This is a genomic window from Nannocystis sp. RBIL2 (assembly GCF_026626745.1).
GTDB lineage: Bacteria > Myxococcota_A > Polyangia > Nannocystales > Nannocystaceae > Nannocystis.
Genome location: NZ_JAPNJW010000002.1, coordinates 4,514,877 through 4,530,251, shown reverse-complemented (window position 1 = coordinate 4,530,251; position 15,375 = coordinate 4,514,877). Strand labels below are relative to the sequence as shown.

Sequence of the window (15,375 nt, the reverse complement as noted above, 5' to 3'; positions counted from 1 at the left end):
CCGAACGACGAGGAGCGCGCGGCGCTGGCGGCGTCTCTGCGCTGTCTCGACGGACAGGTCGGCCGAGTCCGGGCGCACGGGCGCGCCGCGGCGGCCGCGACCGCCCGCGCGGGGGCGAGCGGCGAGGCGGCCGAACACGGGCCGGACCGCCTTCGCGGCCGGAGCCTCGCGCGCCGCGGTCCGTGGCGAATGGTGTCCGGTCGCAGGCCGCGATTCAACGCGCGCCTGCGTACTTGTTCGAAAGGACACATCATGGACACCGAACGCGCAAAAGTGAAGTACGACCGCCTGTCGAAGGACGAGGCGGCTCTTTTGATCATCGACCACCAGTCGGGCCTGTTCCAGCTGGTCCACGACCACGTCCCCACAGTGTTCGAGCACAACGTGCTCGCGCTGGCCGACACCGCCAAGCTGTTCAAGCTACCGGTGGTCGTCACCACCAGCAAAGAGGACGGACCCAACGGACCGCTGATGCCGGGGCTGCGCGAGCGCCTGCCGAAGGCGCAGATCGTCCGCCGCGACGGCGAGATCAACGCCTGGGACAACGCCGAGTTCGTCAAGGCGGTCAAGAAGACCGGGCGCAAGCAGCTGATCATCGCCGGCATCACGACCGACGTGTGCGTGGCGTTCGCGACCCTGTCGGCGCTCGAGGCCGGCTACAAGGTCTACGTGGTGACCGACGCGTCGGGCTCGCTGTGCGTGGGCTCGGCCGGCGGGGCGATCGCCCGCATGGTCGTGGCCGGGGCGCAGCCGATGTCGTGGTTCGCGGCGGCGTCGGAGCTGCTGCGCGACTGGCGAGACGACGAGGGCGGCTTCAAGAAGCTGATGATGGAGCACGTGCCCAACTACAAGCACCTGATCGACTCGTACGAGGCGAAGCAGGAAGACTGAGCGCCGCGTCCTGGGGGCAGGCGCCGCCGGCCGCGGTGGGCGCCTGTCCCTCGGGACATGTCACGGTCACAGGCGCGGCCAGCCGCCCGAGCTGCCGGCGGCGATCGGGTAGCGGTCGCCGCTGCTCTCGTACTCGGCGCGCAGCGGCTCGAGCAGGTCCTTGACGACGACCCGCAGGGTGTCCATCACGCCGATGCCCTGGGTGGCGACGGCCTCGATCGTCGGCAGGCCGTTGGGGTTTACCGCCTCGTCGAGCGCCTCCAGCGTCGACAGGATGATCGGCTGCGAATGCCCCGTCTCGGGCGGCCGCAGCGCGGGGCCCTCGACGAGGTCGCGCTTGTTGTACTGCAGCACCATCGGCATGACCGCGCTGTCGACCCCGAGGTCGTCGAGCAGCGTGAGCAGCTGCTGCATCGACTCGACGTTGTCCTCGAAGCGCACCAGCTCGCCGCCCTCCTCCTGGGTGTCGGCGACGAACACGACGGCGTCGACGCCCTTCAGCACCAGCTTGCGCGAGACCGGGCTCATCACCGGACCCGGCACCGTGACGAGGTGGAGCCGCACGCGGTAGCGATCGGCGATCCGCGGCAAGGTGTCCGGGGCGAAGTCGAACGAGAGCATCGGCTCGAGGTCGCCCGCGATCTCGTCGAGCCGCCCGCGCAAGGCCGGCCGCGTCTTGCGGTGGATCGTGCGGATGTTGGTCGACTTGCCGGCCAGAGCCGGGCCGAAGTACACGACCTTGACGCCGATCTCGCCGGCCTTGGTGTTGATGAAGGACACCTGCGTCGAATAGTCGGAAATCCCGGCAGAACAGGCAAGGGGGCCGCGTGTGCGTGCTTTGCGCGGTTTCGCGCAGAGCCCGCCGTCCGCGTCCTGATTGCCGATCGCGGACGGCCCTGCGCGAGGTAGGAGGATTCGCGGGCCGGCAAGGACTGCGCGCCGTCGGCTCGAACCGGCGCCCGGTCACGCGAGAGCGGTGATTCGCGGCGCGCGAGCGCTGGCCGGGCGGAGGACACCGGCTGTCCGTCTACGGCCAGCCCGACCCCGGACCCGCGTGCCATCATTGCCAATCAAGGTCCCATGAATCCGATCGCCGACATCGTTCCGCAGTTCGACCTCCTGCCGCCGCAGCTCAGCCTCCCTCAGGACGATCCGGACCGCCCGGGGCGCGAGCGGCGGCTCGAGCTCGCCCGCGAGGCGTACCGCTACAGCTACGACAAGGCCAACATTCGCGGGCTGGCGATGTGCGCGGCGCTGGCGGACACGGAGCGGCCGGACGCGGGGTGGCGGCGCGGCCTGGCCGGGGTGGCGGCGCGCCTGGTGGTCAACGCGGTGAAGGTGTCGGGGCTGCCCGAGCCGGCGCAGCTGGCAGAGCTGATGCTCGCGGTCGAGAAGGGCGGGCTGGAGGGCGGGCTGCGCGAGGTGGGAGAGGTGGTGGTGGCCGGCGAGGCGGGGCTGCCCGTCGCGCGGCTCGCCGACTACGCGGGGCTGTTCCACGAATGGCGGCTGCCGGCGGAGGTGGCCGAGCTGCACGTCGATTCGACGTTCGCCCGCATGCGCCTCGCAGGTCCCAACCCGGCGTGGCTGCGCCGCGTCGATCCACAGGTCGGGCTGCCGCCGGACTTCGCGGTCGAGGCGGAGCACTACGCGGCGGCGGTGGGCGAGGCCGACACCCTGGCGGCGGCGCGGGCGGAGGGGCGGCTGTTCGTCTGCGAATACCGCGAGCTGCTGGGCGTGCAGCCGGGCTCGGTGCCGGTGCCCGCGGGCATCGACATCGACTACGCGACCGACCCGGCGGGCTGGAACGCGGCCTACGAGGCCCGTGAGGCGGCCTACGCGGGCAAAGGGCGCGAGAAGGTCGTGGTGGCGCCGCTGGCGTTGTTCGCGGCGATCGGCGGGAAGCTGAGGCCGATCGCGATTCAGCTGTTCCCGCAAGGCCACCGCGGCCGCCGCTACCCGGTGTTCACGCCGCGCGACGGGCTGGCGTGGACGGCGGCCAAGGCGGCGGTCCACGCGGCCGACGGCACGGTGCACGAGACGATCAGCCACCTCGGCCTGACGCACCTGGTGCAGGAGGCGTTCTGCCTGGCGGTCCACAACAACCTGTCGGCGCGGCATCCGCTGCACCGCCTGCTGGTGCCGCACTTCGAGGGGACGCTGTCGATCAACGCGAGCGCCGACCAATCGCTGGTGTCGCCGGCAGGCTACGTGGACAAGCTGCTGCTGCCGACGATCGGCGGGGCGATTCAGCTGTGCGGCCAGGCGGTGCAGTCTCATGATTTCAACGCGTCGATGTTCCCGCGGCAGCTGGCGGCCCGCGGGGTCGACGACGCAGGAGTGCTGGCCGACTATCCGTACCGCGACGACGGCAAGCTGGTGTGGGCGGCGATCGAGTCGTTCGTCCGCGACTACGTGCATCACCACTACGCGAGCGACGAGGCGGTGGCCACCGACGGCGAGCTGCAGGCGATGGTGCGCCAGGTGGGGGCGTATCGTGCGACCGACGCGGCGGGCCGGCTGGTCGGCGGGGGCATCCGCGGGGTCGGCGAGGGCGGGGCGCAGGTGCGGACGCGCGGCTACCTGATCGAGATGGTCACTCAGATCGTGTGGAACGGCAGCGCCCAGCACGCTGCGGTGAACTTCCCGCAGGCGGACCCCATGGCCTATGCGCCGCACTACCCGTTGGCCCTGCGCGGACCGCTGCCGGCCGGACCGGACGTGTCGGAGGCCGAATACATGCAGATGCTGCCGGACCACGAATCGGCGCACATCCAGCTGTTCATTTTGAAATTGCTGGGGACGCATTGCCACGGCCGGCTCGGTCACTACTCGCGCGGTCCGGTGAGCTACTTCGGGCCGGGCGCGGGCAAGGAGCTCGAGGCAGCGTTCGGGCGCCGGCTGGCGGCGGTGGAGCAGACGATCCGCGAGCGCAACCTGCGGCGCCCGAACTACCGCTATCTGCTGCCTTCGCAGATCCCGCAATCGATCAACATCTAGATCTCGCGTTCGACGGCCGGCGGCGGATGCCGTAGAGTTCATGAATGCCGGACCCGACGAGCGACCGCGTCCTCGCGCTGCTCCTCGGGTTCGTCGCGTGCACCGGCGCCGCGGAGCGCCCGCCCGAGGCGCGCGTCGAAGCGGTCGCGTCGCCAGGCCGGTCGCTACTGTCTGTGCGGACGGTCGGAGCGGGCCGGTCACCGACGGATATCGCTTCGAGCTCGACGGCGAGCCGTTCGAGCCCGACGTCCGGTCGCCTTCGGGCGAGCTCGGGCCGCCGCGCGAGGGCGACGTGACGACGCGGGACGGGTCGGGCGAGGCGTCGCGGATCGGCGACTGCCTAGGCCAGGGCCTCGGCGCTCTCGAACACCATCGCCTGGCCGTGGCCCAGCGGGATGGCCCACACTTCGCGCTCGCCGGCCTCGTAGCCCTGGCGCAGGCCGGCGGGGTCGCAGCAGTCGAGCACCCAGCCCAGCCCTGGCGGCAGGTCGGCTGCCAGTCGCTCGACGATGTAGTCATGGATGCTCGGCCACACGCCGCGGAAGGCCCGTTCGGCGGCCGCGAGCACGCTCGCGTCGGTGGTCTTGAGCGCGAGCACCAGTCGCTCGCGAAAGTCCAGCGGCGCGCCGGTCGGCGGCGGCTCGACCACCTCGACGTCGATCTCTACCTCGAGCATCGCGCCCCCTTCGGGACCTGCGGGCGGCGGGGCGTGGGGCTGTTGCGGGTATATGCAGCGAAATGGCGGTTGATCATACCGACCTCCCGATTCGGAGGGAGAATGTAGAAAGCGGCGCGGCCGCGAGCAACACGAAATTTTGGTATACGGGCACACAAATTGCCGTGTCGGTGATTGCGCAGGGGCGGCCCGGATCGGGGATGAGAGCTGCGGTCTTCCGACCCCGATGAGGGGCTCGAGGTCGTCGGGGGGCGCAATGCGGCGAGGCCTCGGGGAATCCGCGGGCCCAGCGGGCTCGGCGCCTGTGTTACGGTCGCGGGGATGTGGCCCGGTCGTCTGTTCGCCGCCGCCTGCTTGCTGGTGGCTTGCGGCGAGCGGGCCGGGGTGGGGCGGGTGACGCCGGCGCCGGACGTCGAGGTTGCGCCTCCGGACCCGCCCGCGGACTCGAGCCCGCCGACGTCCTGCGCCGGCGAGGGCGACGAGGCGGCGGCGCTGCGCTGCTGGGTCCGGCTGCTCGCGGGCCCCGGGTGCGCCGGACGCGACAACGGCAGCCCGGGCGGGGCGGCGGCGCGGGCGGCGATCGTGGCCGGGCTGCAGGCGTACGGGCTCGAGATGGCCGGAGAGACAGGTTCTTTCGAGCAGCCGCTGCCGCGCGGGGCCAACGTGCTGGCGCGGGTGCCGGGGCGCGACCCGGCGCGGGCCGGCGAGCACGTGGTGCTGACGGCTCACTACGACCACCTCGGCGAGCACGGCGGCGTCGTCTATCCCGGCGCCGACGACAACGCCAGCGGGGTGGCGGTCGCGCTCGCGGTGGCCAGGCGGCTGGCCGCCGACCCGCCGGCGCGCAGCGTGCTGCTGGCGGCCTTCGACGCCGAGGAGCCGCCCGACTACCGCACGCCGACGATGGGCTCGGAACACTTCGTCGCGCATCCGACCGTCGCGCGCGAGCAGCTGGTCGCGGTGGTCTGCCTCGACCTGCTGGGCGGCGACCTGTGGGACGGCCATCGCTCGCCGCTGTACGTGATGGGCCGCGAGACGTTCGCGCGGCGGCCCGAGCCGGCCCTGGCCGACGACCCGCGGTTGCTCGTGCGGGCGATGCACCTGCGCCTGGTCGAAGATCTGCCGCACGGGCGGCAGGCGTTCAGCGATCACGGCGCGTTCTTTCAGCGGGAGATCCCCTCGCTGTTCGTCTCGACCGGGCGCTCGCCGCATTACCACCAGCCGAGCGACACCCCGGACACCCTGAAGTACGACAAGATGCTGGCGGCGATCGCCGTGGTCGAGGCCCACGTACGTGTCCTCGCGGACATGCCCGATCGGCCAGTATGGGCGCGCGATCAGCCGGTGCGAGCCGCCGACGCCGCGGTGCTGGCCGAGCTGCTGGCCGCGGGGCTCGGCGAGGGCGGGGCGCGCGGGACCGACGAATTCACCGGGCTGGCGCGGGCGCGCCTGCAGGCCGACCTGGCCCGCGCGCGGGCGCTCGCGGCGATCGGTCGCGAGCCGAACGAGTCCGAGGCGCGCGAGATCGTGCAGATCAGCCTGCGCGCGCAGTGCCTGCTCGCGGTCGACAGCGAGATGCCGACCGCGGCGTGCCTGCTGCTGTGATTCCTGGACCTGGAGTCGGGCTCGTCCGCTGCGGCGTGATCGCGGGGTGTCCGCGCCCTGGCGGCTGTGATACGCAGTCACGGCTGTGCCCGTCGTGAACCAGAGCGTAGCGAACGAGTTCCTCGGGGCCGATCGGGCCGGTGCGGCGTCGACGGTGCGGCGCCGCGGTCGGGTGGCGGCGAGAGGGGTCTCGCGGGGGGCGGGGTATGTGCATTGGGCGACCCGCGCCTCGAGGTATTCGCGGGCGCTGAGCGGGTGGATGGTCCTGCTGGCGCTCGTCCTCGTCGGCTGCGGGACCGCCCGGCTGCCGCGGGCGGCGCGAGGGCCGGAGGGCTCGTGGCGGACCTTCGCCAACGGCCTGCGGCTGTATGTGGCGCCCGATGCGTCCGGCGATCTGGTGCGGGTCCACATGCGGGTGCGCGCGGGGAGCCGCAACGAGGGGCGCGCGGAGGCCGGGCTGGCGCACTTCAGCGAGCACGTGGCGTTCGCGCGGACGCTGGCCGACGGGCGGACGGTGCTGGCGGCGCTGGGCGAGGAGGCGCTGGCGTACGGCGGGACGACCGGCGCGGATTCGGTCGACTTCATGGCGACGACGGTGGCGGCGCACCTGCCGACGGTGCTGGAGCTGTTCGCCTCGGCGCTGGACGGGTCGTGCGAGGTGCGGCCCGAAGTGTTCGCGCGCGAGCGCAACGTCGTGCTGAGCGAGATCGAGACGCGCACGCGCGGGTCGGTCGGCGCGTACGATCGATTGCTCGCCAGCATCTATTCGCCGGACCACCCTTATGGCCACGTGCTCGGCGGCACGCCGGAGACGGTGTCGGCGCTGACGGCGAAGGACGTGTGTGATTATTTGCGCGGCCGCTTCACGCCGGGCAACACGTCGATCGCGATCACCGGCGGCGTGACCGAGGCGCGCGCGCTGGCGGCCGCCGAGGCGACGCTGAAGCCGCTCGCCAAGCGCACGACGCTGCCGGAGGTCGCGGTGCCGCCGGTCGCCGTCGTCGGCGGGCGCGAGACGCTGGCGGGGCTGCCCGGCGGGTGGGGCAGCGCGCTGGTGCTGCACCTCCCGCCCGCGGACAGCGAGGACGGACGGCTCGCCGCGATCCTCGCAGAAGCGGTCGAACGCGAGGTCCGCGAGCTGGTCGGCGCGTACGGGCAGATCTCGGGCCTCGAAGTGCATCGCCTCGGCGGCAGCGCTGCGCCCGCGATGATCTTCATCGCCACCGGCGGCGTGCAGGCCGAGGTGCGGGCGTTCGCCGAGGAGATCCTGGCGCAGGCGGTCGCCAACGTGCGAGGCGACGCGGCCGACAAGCAGAAGGTCGAGGCGCTGCGGCGCCGGCTGCGGATCGCGGCGGCGACGCGGTTCGAACGCCTCGACGCGCGAGCAGAGCGGCTGGTCGAGGTCGCGGACGGGTCGCGGCGCGGGACGCTGGCCACCGACCTGCGCGCGATCGACGGGCTCACTCCGGCCGCGCTGACGCGGGTGGCGGAGCAGGTGCTGGCTCCGGGACGCACGCGGGTGTTCGCGCTCGAGCCGTCGACGGCGCGGGCCGGGTCGGGGGTCACCGCGGTGACGCGATTGACCGACGACGCCCACCCCGTCACCGCCCGGCCCGACGTCGCGGCCAGATTGCTCAGCGAGATCCCCGCGACCCGTCGCAACAGCAGCTTCACTCTGGCCAATGGCCTGACCGTGGTGCTCGCGCCGTCGTCGAGCCCGCTGGTCGACGTGCGCCTGGTGATCCAGGCCGGGGCCGTCGACGCCCCCGAGCACCCGCTGCTGCCCGCGCTGGCGGCCGCGCTGGTGGCCCCGCCGAAGCAGGGCCCGCACGCCAAAGCGGTGGCGAAGATGACGGCCGGCGGGGCCGAGACGGACGTGTTCATCAACCTCGACCTGACCATCTTCAAGGCGCGCGGGCTGGCGAGCGAGGCCGAGCATTTGCTGCGCGGGCTGGCGGCGTGGGTGATCGCCGGGGACTACGATTTCGCCGAGCGCGCGGCGAAGGTCGACGGGATATACCGCGAGATCGAAAAGCAGCGCGCCGCCGAGTCGACGCGGCGACAGCTCGCGCGAGGGGTCCTCGATCAATGCGTCGAGCCGCTGTTCCTGGACCGCACGCTCGACGAGCTCAGCGATGCGGCGATCGCCGCCTTCCGCCAGCAGCATTTCCGCGCCGGGCGGGCGACGCTGATCGTCGCCGGCGGGTTCGACGAGGCGGCCGCGCGGGCTCGCGTAGAGGCGGCGTTCGGCGGCCGGCAAGGCCCGTGGGGCGAGCGCGCGGCCCCGCCGGCGCGCCCGAGTCGCCCGGCCCCGCGCGTGACGTCGAAGGTCCTGCACCTGGAGACGCCGACGACGAATGCGCAGATCGGGGTGCTGCTCGGATTCGTGGTGCCGAGCGAGCTGCGCGGCGAACCCGGGACAGTGTCGCTGGTGCGGCAGCTCCTCGAAGACGCCGTCGACGGCGTGCGCCAGCGGCTCGGGGTCACGTACGGCCTCAGCGTCACCCGCGACGAGCTGTGCGACGCCGAGATGGTGCTGATCGGCGGCGAAATCGACGCGGTGCACCTCGACCAGGGGATCGCCGAATTGCGGCAGACTCTGGCGCGCCTGCGCACCGCCGAGGGGGTCGCGGCGGGGCTGGCGGCGGCGCAGCGGCCGGTCGCGGCGCGCATTTTGGCCGGGGCTGCCGACAGCGACTCGATCGCCGAGCGCCTCGTCTACATCGTCGCTCACGGCCTGCCGCTCGACTATTACCGCGGCGAGGCGCGCGACGTGGTCCTGGCCAGGGCCGACGCGGTCGCCGAGCTGATGACCCGGTTGCTCGCGCCGGGCAGCCTGTTCGCGGTCTGCATCGGCGAGTCGACCGCGAGCTGTGAATCGTTGAGCTCGCTGTGAGCGCGGAGGACTGCATTCGCGCGCGGTTGGCAGCCGGCGCGAAGCCTGGCATACGCGAAGGATGCGCGGGCTCTCGCACTGTCACGGAATGATGGGTCTCATGGCGTTCGCGGCGGTCCTGGTCGGCTGCGGTGATTCGGGGGAGCCGATCGAGAGCGCATCGACTGCGGCGAGCGGGGGGCCGGCGAGCAGCGGCGCGAGCAGCACCGACGCGACGAGCGCCGACGCGACGGGCACCACCGCCGCCACGACGTCGACCGGCGCCACGACGAGCGTGACGACTGCGACGCCGACGACCACGACGACGACGACGCCGCCGGCGACCACCGACGCGCCCGACCCGACCGGCTGCGTGCCGACCGACTGCGCCGCGGCGGGGGCGGTCTGCGGCGAGCTGGCCGACGGCTGCGGCGGCACCCTGAACTGCGGGACATGTCCAGGAGACCAGGTGTGCGGCAACGGCGTGCCGCCCAACCAGTGCGGGGCGGCGGCTTGCAAGCCGGCGGAGGCGGTGACGACCGAGGGCGGGGGCCGCTGCGCCGACCTGGCGCAGGCGTGGACCGCGAGGGGCATCAACGCCGGGTATTATCCGTTCCGCGCGGTCGCGCCGGTGCTGCAGTACTCCGGCGACTTCTCGGGCGATCCGAACCAGGTGTTCGCGCCGGGGCCGACGAGCAAGGGCGTGGTGCTGCAGGCGATCCCGGCCGGCTCGTACATCGGCCTGTCGACCACGGGGCCGTGGTACATGCCGGCGGGCGACTGTCAGAGCGGCGACACCTGCGGCAACCAGGACATCGCCGCCTGCACCGACAGCGCGCCGCCGCTGCGAGCCGGCATCGCCGGGTTCCATTGGGGGTACGCGTATTCGGGGGCGAGCCACATGCAGGGGTGGATCTACTACGACCCGGCGGCGATGGTGTTCGCCGGCTTCGACCCGGCGCACCCGTGCGCGCGCGGGCCGGCGGGGCTCGACTACGAGGCCAGCGCGGCGTGCGGCCAGCCGACCGCGTGCGCCGGCAACAACATCACCTGCGGCGCGGCCAACCCGTGCAGCGAGGGCGCCGACGACTGCGGCCGGCTCGAGTGCGGGGCCATGAGCGGCGGCGCCCTCACGCCGACGGCCCACCGCAAGATCGTCAGCTACCCGGCGGGCACTCACAAGTGCGGCAAGGACGTGCCGCACCCGTCGATCACCTGCTTCGCCAACGGCAACGACCCCGACTTCTTCCTGGTGTACCCGTTCGGGGCCTATCTGTACTGGGCGCAGAACAGCACGACCAAGTACTGGCTGCACTACGGCGACCGCGTGCAGTCCTATTATCATACCCGCGACGCGCAGGGGGTGCTGTGGGACTTCGTCGAGGTGATCTCGAGCGGGGCGCCGACGCTGACGCCGGCGAGCGACGGCGCGGGGGCCGGGGGCGGCTGCTCGGCGCAGAACCCGGGCGCGTGCGTGCCGTGCCAGAACGGCGGTACGTGCGGATGGGTGCAGGAGGTGTTCCTGAAGCCCGAATGAGCCGCACCACCGTGCATCCGTCTTCGACGAGGCGCGGCGTGGCGAATCGATGGTGCGCCCTCCCGTGATCCGCGGCGGCGAAATTGAGAGTCGATTGAGAAAATTCTCAGCGACGCGGCGGCGATCGCCGGGCTCGGCGTGCGTGCTACGATTACGGCCGTGAAGCGCGAAGTTCGGGCCGTCCAGGTCGCCATGGCCAACGCGATCGTCGGCGCCGTCACCAAATTCGTCGTCGGGGTCTCCAGCGGCAGCATGGCCCTGCTCTCCTCGGCCGCGGACTCGCTCGGCGACCTGTTCGTGTCGGCGGCCAACATCGTGGTCCTGCGCGTGTCTCACCGCGCCCCCGACGCGGAGCACAACTACGGGCACGCCAAGATCGAGGGGCTCGGCGCGATGTTCGAGGGCGGCTTCATCTGCGCCGCCGGCGGCTTCATCATCTATCAGGCGATCGCGCGCGCGATCGCGGGCGAGACCGGCCACGATCCATGCCTCGGCATCGTCGTCATGCTGCCGCTCCTCGGCCTGACCCTCGCCACAGTGGCCTATTTGCGGAAGGTCGCGCGCGAGACCGGCAGCCTGGTGCTCAAGGCCGACGCGCTCCACTACACCGTCGACATCTGGACGAACCTCGGGGTGCTCGCCGCCTTGATCCTGGTCGAGCTCACCGGCGAGCCGCGCATCGACACCGTCGTCTCGATCGCCCTCGCGCTGTATCTGATGTACTCGGCCACGACGATCATCCGCGAGGGCTTCGACGTGATCATGGATCGCAGCCTCGATCCCGTGGTCGTGGCCGAGCTGCGGCAGCTGCTGGTCGCCTGCGACAAGATCGAGTCGTTCCACGACTTCAAGACCCGCGGCGGCAAGCTGCCGGTGGTCGACTTCCACGTCGTCGTCGATCCGGACATGACCACGCGGGCCGCTCACGACCTGTTCCTCGAGCTGCAGGCCGGCGTGCGCGCGATCGTGGGGCCGGTCACCAAGGTGCTCGTGCACGTCGATCCAGCGGCGCGCGAGCCGAGGAGCGGCTGGCTCGACTGAGAGGGTCGGGGGCCGCGCCGGGTCGGCCGATAGCGAGCGGTCGTCGCGCTGGGCCGGCGGCGGCAAAGCTGCTATGGACCGGACATGAAGAGCTTCACCGACAAGGTCGCGGCGATCACGGGCGCCGGCTCGGGCATGGGTCGCACTCTGGCGCTGGCGCTGGCGCGCCGCGGCTGCCACCTGGCGCTGTCCGACGTCAACGAGGTCGGCCTGGCGGAGACGGCGGCGCTGCTGCGAGACGCTCGCGTCAAGGTGACGACCCAGCGCGTCGACGTGGCCGACCGCGAGGCGGTCTACGCGTGGGCCGACCAGGTGGCGCGCGAGCACGGCAAGGTCAACCTGATCTTCAACAACGCGGGGGTCGGGCTCGGGGCCACGGTCGAGGGCATGCGCCTGGAAGACTTCGAGTGGCTGATGAACATCAACTTCTGGGGCGTGGTCCACGGCACCCGCGCGTTCCTGCCCCACCTCAAGGCGAGCGGCGACGGCCACGTGGTCAACACGTCGTCGGTGTTCGGCCTCATCGGCGTGCCGTCGCAGTCGGCCTACAACGCGGCCAAGTTCGCGGTCCGCGGCTTCACCGAGTCGCTGCGCCAGGAGCTCGACATCCTCCGCTGCGGCGTCTCGGCCACCAGCGTCCACCCCGGCGGGATCAAGACCAACATCGCCCGCGCCGGCCGCATCGATCCGAGCATCGCGTCGCTCGGCGCCGACCCCTCGAACGCGAACCTCAAGTTCGAGAAGAACTTCATCACCACCGCGGAGGTGGCGGCCGAGACGATCCTGCGCGGGGTCGAGAAGAACAAGCGACGCGTGCTGGTCGGCCCCGACGCGCACTTCATCGACCTGATGGCCCGGCTGCTGCCGTCGCTGTATCAGCGGCTCACCGTGGCGGTGGCGCGCAAGCACATCTGAGGTCGCCGCGGGCGATCGAGGTGCCGCGGCGCGGCTCGCCTGGGACGACGCGGCCGTGGGGCGATGCGGCCGGCCCGCGCAGCGGCTCGGGCGCCGCGGACGGTTTTCGCCTGGCGGGCTCACGGAAATCGCCGGGGCCGGGAAATCACGGCTACATGGTCGTGTCATCCGCGGGTTCTCCCAACTTTCTGTGGTTCGCCGGGGCGCTGCTCACCGCTAGCGTCGGCTGTCCGGGGCAAGGTGATCTCGGCGTCTACACCGACACCGACGTCCAGCAGTCCGGGTCCGGGTCGTCGTCCGGGTCGACTGCGGGCGGCTCCTCGCCCTCGACTGGTTCGCCGGACGACGCGCCGTCGACGGGCGTCTCGACCGTCGGCAGCACCGGCGAGCCTGTGACTACCGAGTCCACGACCGCAAGCGAGTCCACCGGGCTCGCGACGACCTCGGAGGACGGCACGACCGGCGACACCACGGGCGATGGCAGCGCGACCGGCGGCGATCCGCCGCTGCAGTGTCTGGAGCCCGATCCGTCGCTGCTCTCGTATCCGGTCGTGTACTTCGATCCGTGGCCGGGCGGGGACGCCCTCGATCAGGAGTTCGACGGCGACTGTACGCTGATCGACGTCACCGAGGATTTGAAGCTCCACTTCACGCTCGATTGCGCCAGCGCCACGGCGATGATCGATCTGGCGGTGGCGCCGGAGGACTTCGGCGTCGCGCTGCAGCTCGACCAGTCGTACCGGCTGCGGTGGGTCGCGCGGGCCCAGCCGTGGGCGAGCGATTGGTGGTTCACGCTGTCGACGGTCGAGCCGGCGCCGACGCTGCTGCTCGCCGGGATGGAGACCCAGGAGCTGTTGCCGGCGGGGATGCCGGACTTCTTCGCGCCGCTGACCCTGGCGCACGACGGCAGCGAATGCGGGCAGGCGACCGACTGCGACGACCCGTGGGACCCCCTGCTCGTCGAGATGTCGCAGGGCGGGCCGACCGTGCCGGTGACGCACAAGACGCGCACGGATGTCGGCGACTATCGCGTGGTCGTCAACCTCGCGGGCCGCTTCCGCGACCTGCACACGATGGCCCGCGAGTGCCTCGAATGGACGGACCCTGTGCCGCAGGCTTTTAATATGATGATGATTCATCGGGGCGACTGACGAGGCGAAGGCGAGGACCGGGGTCGGCCGGCCCTGCGCGAGGCGTATCCGTGGATATGCTGTCCGCAGGGGAACCCCGGCAGCGCCGCGTCGGTATCTCGCTACCATCCCCGCGATGCCCCTCACCGCCGATGTCTACCGCGACGAGTGGAAGGCCGGCGGCGTGACGTTCGCCGCCAACTATAAAAAGGGCGTCGTCAGCCACTACCAGGTGCTCAAGCGCTGAGGCGCGACGGCGACCACCGTCGTGTTCGTCGAGGTTCGGCACCGACTCCGCGGTGCTCGCCCGCGACCCGGCGGAAGACCCGCGGGTCGCCATGTTCGTCGCGCGTTCGATGTCGATGGTCGATTCGGAGCGGCAGCGGGCCGACCGACGACGTGCTCGACTACGAGACCCTGGCCTCTTAGGTCGAGTTCAGCGTGTGGGCCAAGGGCGAGCCGTTCGACGCCGCCGGCTTCCGCGCGTTTCGAGGCTGAGCGCCCGCTATGGCGGTGAAGGACGACGCAGCGCGAGCCGGCGCGCGGGTCTCCTTGAGAGGGGCGTCGCCGTCGCCAATACTGACAGTCGCATGAGCGAAGCGCGACGCAGGGCCGAGACGATCGCCGCCAGGATCCGCGCCGGCAGCCAATTCTCGATCGAGGGGCGGGAGGTGCGGATCCGCAACGCCGACGGCTCGTCGTCGTGGACGGTCCTGAACATCCAGGAGCTCGCGGAGCTGGAGACGATCCTCGCCGAGGGGTCGCGCGCAATCGAGGTCGCGGGCGTGGGCCGACTGACTGCGAACTCGCTCGGCTGGCAGGGGACCGACGGCGGCGGGGTCCGCGTGCTCGTCGTCGATGTCGAGGACGCGGAGCTGGTGTCGACGGTGCAAGCGGCGATGGCTCAGGTCCGCGCGCACCTGGAGGCGGCGAAGCAGCAGCTGGCGAACTGGATGGCCCGCAAGGTGCCGCTGTGGCGCGCGGGCGAGACGCGCTCCGAGGCGAAGGTCCGTGATTCGCTGCGGCTCGACGCGGTGACTGTGTACGCGGCGGGCGAGGCGACCCTGTTGTTCTCGGCGGGCGACCTGGTCGCGGGACACACCGCGGCGATCGACCTCGACCCGAAGGGCACGCCGGAGTGGCCGCGGCTCGAGTGCTGACGCCGGGACCCGAGTGATTCGCCATTGAGGGTCGCGGCGGACGCTCGCGCGCATGGGCGTGCGGCGGTGCCGTCGCCGGGCGGCGCGCTCCGTAGTACCGTCTGCCGATGGCTCGTGCCCGACAGCGCGCCGAGTTCGCCTGCCTGGTCGAGGTCCTGGCGCCCGTGGGGTGGCAGGGCGACGAGCGCAGCGTCGAGGCGTGGGTCCTGCGGCTGCGCGAGCTCCCGGACGACGAGGGCGCGCAGCTCGCTCGCAACCTGCTGCGAGCCTATCGCCACGGCATGACGCCGATCTCCCTGGAACCAGCGCGCAAGCGCCGGGGGCGACGTTCGAGCGAGACGGTGGACGAATCATGACCGGCCGAGGCCACGACACGAGCGGTACAGAGCAATGAGCGAGACCGGAGATAGCGAAACGCAAAGGGTCTGCGGCTGCGAATTCGTCGGGCTGCCCGGCCGCTAACTCACTCCGGTGCCGAGCGAAGAATTGTGCCCGTATTGTGACGATGCGCTGCTCCACCGCCATTGCGCGGGGTGCGGGTCGAACGC

General features: G+C 71.9%; 12 protein-coding genes. 10 read left to right on the top strand and 2 right to left on the bottom strand.

The window, feature by feature from the left end:
- Positions 1–252: 252 nt before the first annotated feature.
- On the top strand, positions 253–891 hold the full coding sequence (locus tag OV090_RS42830; protein WP_267710675.1) for a hydrolase: 639 nt from the start codon (positions 253–255) through the stop codon (positions 889–891).
- 66 nt (positions 892–957) lie between these two features.
- Here the strand turns inward: OV090_RS42830 and OV090_RS42825 are convergent, their stop codons facing one another.
- Positions 958–1,671, bottom strand: coding sequence for a GTPase domain-containing protein (locus OV090_RS42825; protein WP_267710674.1), 714 nt, complete (start codon positions 1,669–1,671; stop codon positions 958–960).
- 300 nt (positions 1,672–1,971) lie between these two features.
- Between OV090_RS42825 and OV090_RS42820 the strand changes: the two genes are divergently transcribed.
- On the top strand, positions 1,972–3,888 hold the full coding sequence (locus OV090_RS42820; RefSeq protein ID WP_267710673.1) for a lipoxygenase family protein: 1,917 nt from the start codon (positions 1,972–1,974) through the stop codon (positions 3,886–3,888).
- A gap of 340 nt (positions 3,889–4,228) precedes the next feature.
- On the opposite strand, the gene OV090_RS42815 is transcribed toward OV090_RS42820, so the two are convergent.
- A complete protein-coding gene (locus OV090_RS42815) occupies positions 4,229–4,564 on the bottom strand; it encodes a hypothetical protein (protein ID WP_267710672.1) in 336 nt (111 codons plus the stop codon).
- Between the two features lie 321 nt (positions 4,565–4,885).
- Between OV090_RS42815 and OV090_RS42810 the strand changes: the two genes are divergently transcribed.
- The 8 genes from OV090_RS42810 (at position 4,886) to OV090_RS42775 (ending at position 15,183) form a co-directional block, all read left to right on the top strand.
- Positions 4,886–6,169 carry a M20/M25/M40 family metallo-hydrolase gene (locus OV090_RS42810; protein WP_267710671.1) on the top strand — a complete coding sequence of 428 codons (1,284 nt, stop codon included), beginning with the start codon at positions 4,886–4,888 and terminating at the stop codon, positions 6,167–6,169.
- A 259-nt stretch (positions 6,170–6,428) separates the two neighbouring features.
- Positions 6,429–9,065, top strand: coding sequence for a M16 family metallopeptidase (locus tag OV090_RS42805; RefSeq protein ID WP_267710670.1), 2,637 nt, complete (start codon positions 6,429–6,431; stop codon positions 9,063–9,065).
- 100 nt (positions 9,066–9,165) lie between these two features.
- Positions 9,166–10,581 (top strand): hypothetical protein, encoded by a 1,416-nt coding sequence (locus tag OV090_RS42800; protein ID WP_267710669.1) that lies wholly within the window; start codon positions 9,166–9,168, stop codon positions 10,579–10,581.
- Positions 10,582–10,740: 159 nt separating this feature from the next.
- Positions 10,741–11,622: a cation diffusion facilitator family transporter gene (locus tag OV090_RS42795; RefSeq protein WP_267710668.1), complete on the top strand. Its 882-nt coding sequence runs from the start codon at positions 10,741–10,743 to the stop codon at positions 11,620–11,622.
- 84 nt (positions 11,623–11,706) lie between these two features.
- On the top strand, positions 11,707–12,537 hold the full coding sequence (locus tag OV090_RS42790) for an SDR family NAD(P)-dependent oxidoreductase (protein WP_267710667.1): 831 nt from the start codon (positions 11,707–11,709) through the stop codon (positions 12,535–12,537).
- Positions 12,538–12,692: 155 nt separating this feature from the next.
- Positions 12,693–13,688, top strand: coding sequence for a hypothetical protein (locus tag OV090_RS42785; protein ID WP_267710666.1), 996 nt, complete (start codon positions 12,693–12,695; stop codon positions 13,686–13,688).
- A 569-nt stretch (positions 13,689–14,257) separates the two neighbouring features.
- Complete coding sequence (locus OV090_RS42780) at positions 14,258–14,827, top strand: hypothetical protein (RefSeq protein WP_267710665.1); 570 nt, start codon at positions 14,258–14,260, stop codon at positions 14,825–14,827.
- 107 nt (positions 14,828–14,934) lie between these two features.
- Positions 14,935–15,183: a hypothetical protein gene (locus OV090_RS42775; protein ID WP_267710663.1), complete on the top strand. Its 249-nt coding sequence runs from the start codon at positions 14,935–14,937 to the stop codon at positions 15,181–15,183.
- The last annotated feature ends 192 nt before the right edge of the window (positions 15,184–15,375 follow it).

Bases quoted from the DNA above. Each gene is read 5' to 3' on its own strand.
- OV090_RS42830 (WP_267710675.1), top strand. From the start codon at position 253: ATGGACACCGAACGCGCAAAAGTGAAGTACGACCGCCTGTCGAAGGAC.
- OV090_RS42820 (WP_267710673.1), top strand. From the start codon at position 1,972: ATGAATCCGATCGCCGACATCGTTCCGCAGTTCGACCTCCTGCCGCCG.
- OV090_RS42815 (WP_267710672.1), bottom strand. From the start codon at position 4,564: ATGCTCGAGGTAGAGATCGACGTCGAGGTGGTCGAGCCGCCGCCGACC.
- OV090_RS42810 (WP_267710671.1), top strand. From the start codon at position 4,886: ATGTGGCCCGGTCGTCTGTTCGCCGCCGCCTGCTTGCTGGTGGCTTGC.
- OV090_RS42805 (WP_267710670.1), top strand. From the start codon at position 6,429: ATGGTCCTGCTGGCGCTCGTCCTCGTCGGCTGCGGGACCGCCCGGCTG.
- OV090_RS42800 (WP_267710669.1), top strand. From the start codon at position 9,166: ATGGCGTTCGCGGCGGTCCTGGTCGGCTGCGGTGATTCGGGGGAGCCG.
- OV090_RS42790 (WP_267710667.1), top strand. From the start codon at position 11,707: ATGAAGAGCTTCACCGACAAGGTCGCGGCGATCACGGGCGCCGGCTCG.
- OV090_RS42785 (WP_267710666.1), top strand. From the start codon at position 12,693: ATGGTCGTGTCATCCGCGGGTTCTCCCAACTTTCTGTGGTTCGCCGGG.
- OV090_RS42780 (WP_267710665.1), top strand. From the start codon at position 14,258: ATGAGCGAAGCGCGACGCAGGGCCGAGACGATCGCCGCCAGGATCCGC.
- OV090_RS42775 (WP_267710663.1), top strand. From the start codon at position 14,935: ATGGCTCGTGCCCGACAGCGCGCCGAGTTCGCCTGCCTGGTCGAGGTC.